Source organism: Candidatus Magnetaquicoccus inordinatus, from assembly GCF_004217665.1.
Classification (GTDB): domain Bacteria; phylum Pseudomonadota; class Magnetococcia; order Magnetococcales; family Magnetaquicoccaceae; genus Magnetaquicoccus; species Magnetaquicoccus inordinatus.
In genome coordinates, this window is sequence record NZ_RXIU01000322.1 from 1 (window position 1) to 2,765 (window position 2,765).

General features: G+C 52.8%; 2 protein-coding genes. One reads left to right on the plus strand and one right to left on the minus strand.

Annotated features, from left to right (window positions below):
• Positions 1 to 787, plus strand: a 787-nt coding sequence (locus EJP87_RS15180) for a sensor histidine kinase (protein ID WP_130472703.1), incomplete at its 5' end; no start/stop codon positions are given.
• Here the strand turns inward: EJP87_RS15180 and EJP87_RS15185 are convergent.
• Positions 768 to 2,765, minus strand: a 1,998-nt coding sequence (locus tag EJP87_RS15185; RefSeq protein WP_227657682.1) for a pentapeptide repeat-containing protein, incomplete at its 5' end; no start/stop codon positions are given. The genes EJP87_RS15180 and EJP87_RS15185 overlap by 20 nt on opposite strands.

Consider the following 2,765-nt stretch of genomic DNA (forward strand, 5'->3'; position numbering starts at 1 on the left):
TGCAGAGAAAAAGGCGGCTGCCCTGGAACGAGAGTATATCGCCATGCTGGGCGAGGAAAAATTGAAAAAAGAGGTGGAGCACATTACACGCCATGATATGAAATCACCTTTAAGCAGTATCATCGGCTTTGCCGATCTCTTGATAGAGGATGATGAACTCTCGGAAGCACATAAAGAGTCGGTACGCATCATCTACAATGCCGGCATCAAGGCATTAAGAATGGTCAATCTTTCCCTGGATCTTCTGAAAATCGAGCGCGGCGAATATCTCCTGGAAACAAAAGAGGTCAACCTGGTGCCGATTTTTGTGGACATGCAAGCCGACAATGTCACTTTGTTGCGTGCCCGCCGCCTGCCGGTAATATTTCATATTTTTGGTGCATCCTACTCCCTTGCGCAACTGCAAAAGGCGCAGTTGCGCCTGTTGGTGCAGGGCGAAGAGATCATGTGTTATAACATCTTTGCCAATCTGTTCAAAAATGCCGTGGAAGCTGCTCCGCCAGACAGCCCGATCACCATTCGCGTTGCGCATGCAGAAAACTCCTCTCTCATGATCTCCATCAACAATTTTGGTATAGTCCCTGAAGAGATTCAAAGCCGCTTTTTTGAAAAATATGCCACCTCCGGCAAAAAGGGAGGCACCGGACTCGGCACCTATTCGGCACAGCGTTTGACGGAAACTTTGGGCGGACGGATTGCCATGTCCACCAACGCAACCTCTGGAACAACCTTGAGCGTATGGTTGCCAAGCCCCTCTGGCACAGCCACTAGCTGTTCTCCGCAATGATGGTCACCGGATTGCTGTGCGCCCCAACCTGTACTTGATGCAAGTTTGCTCCTTGCAGATTGGCATGCAGCAACAGTGCCCCACGCAAATCGGCCTCATCCAAACGGGCATATCCCAGATTGGCACCCCACAAGTCGGCACCACGCAAATCGCTGCGCCGTAAATCGGCTGCATACAGATCGGCCAGACGCAAGCTCACCCCCCGTAAATCCAAATAACTCAACCAGGCCAACACTCCAACATCATGATTCTGGCGGGTGCGTTGTGGACGCAAGCGGTTCAACCAACGACCAAAAGAGCCATCCTCATCTGTCCAACGCGGCGAACGCTTTTTGGTATGACGCGCACAACCGTTCAGCACAGCCAACAAACCACTTTCCGCCTGCTGACAACGCTCTTCAAGCAGGCGGTAGTGTGAATATTGCCAATCCAGCCAGGGAAATCCCTGTCGCAAGAGGTATCCCAACAGTTGGGCAAGCTGTTTTTGCCACTCCCAGACGGTACGCCGTGGATAGAGCGCAATCTCACGATGGAGCATCTGAATCAGTGGCACGCTCATGGCAGCAGGACCACATAGACGCAGCCAATTGCGCAAAGCACAGCTCTCATCCCACCCTTTTTCCGTATTGTTCTGGCGAATTTTACGTTGGCTGTGCATCTGCTGCAAAAAGCGCAGCAGGCGTCGGGCCAGCAGATAATGGAGCATTCCGGTTTGGGTAAAGGTATAGCGCTCTTCGCCATCGGCTTGCATCGGCGCCCGACAAAAAGAGAATGCGCTTAATAAACGCCAGAGTGCTTCGCCAGGATTATCAACCAATCCCTGGGGATAACGGCCTGCCGGCAGGGAGCGGCACGCCTGCTGCAATTCACTCAAGGTAGCCGTATCATTGTGACCGTGCCAGATGGTGATAGCCATCTCTTCCAACAGTTCCAAAAAGCGGCGCTCATCCCAACCCAAAAGCAGTGAGTGCCCTCCCCCTGCATAACGGCGCTGATAGATGCTGTTGAGCATCTCTCGGTAGAATAAATTGCAGTGCTCGGCATGTTGCCGATCAATGCGACCTTGTTCTGCTGCCAAGGCCAAAAGATGGTTGGCCAGAGGATTGCCGGTCAACTCTGTCCACACGACATCTTCTGGCGGCAAGGGGGATGCAACAGCAGAGTGGCTGCGCAGACGGCGATATTTTTCCCACCATGCCACACGTTGATCGCTGTTGGCCAATGCCGAAAGGCCATCCTCGGCAAACTGTGTCTGCTGGGGAGAGTAGGATAGCAAAGTAAGAAACTGGCCGGGCCGCTCAAACAGATCACGATGCACGCTGCATAACGGCTCTCTTCCAGTAATGATAATCTGTAAACGAGTCGTGCGTTGATTCAGGCGGGCACTGGTACGCAAGATCTCTTCCAACCAGAGACGGCTTCTCTCCACGATCGATTGCCGTGGCATGGCCAACTCTTCCAGTCCATCCAAAAGCAGCAACAGACGCTCCTGCTCTGCCATCTCATCCAGAGGCGTCTGTTCATGGCAACAGGGATCGGCAGCCACAAACTCTTTGACCGCTTGTACCAGATCAATCTGTGGACCAAACAGATGCAGAGGGATCAACAAAAGAGGAATAGTGCCCTCCTTGGCCACAGTTGCCGCCAGCATTTTCAGCACAATACTCTTGCCAGAACCCGGTTCACCAACCAGCAAACGTACAGCATCCTGGGCTGAAGCCTCCTGTATCCACTGCAGCAAAGAGGTTTGCAGATCCACTATTGCCCATTGCGACAACGAATCTTCCTGATCGCTGGACAATATATCGGTTTTCTGGAACGCCCCTCGCAGGGGAATATAGAGGGAACGCAACCGATAGGGACTACCAAACATCGGTTCATCCACCTGTTTTTGCAGCCAGGCGCGATAATGATTCCACCCCTGTTCGCGGGCGGCAGCGCGTGTAAACGGTGTGGCCACATGTTGTTGCAAACATTG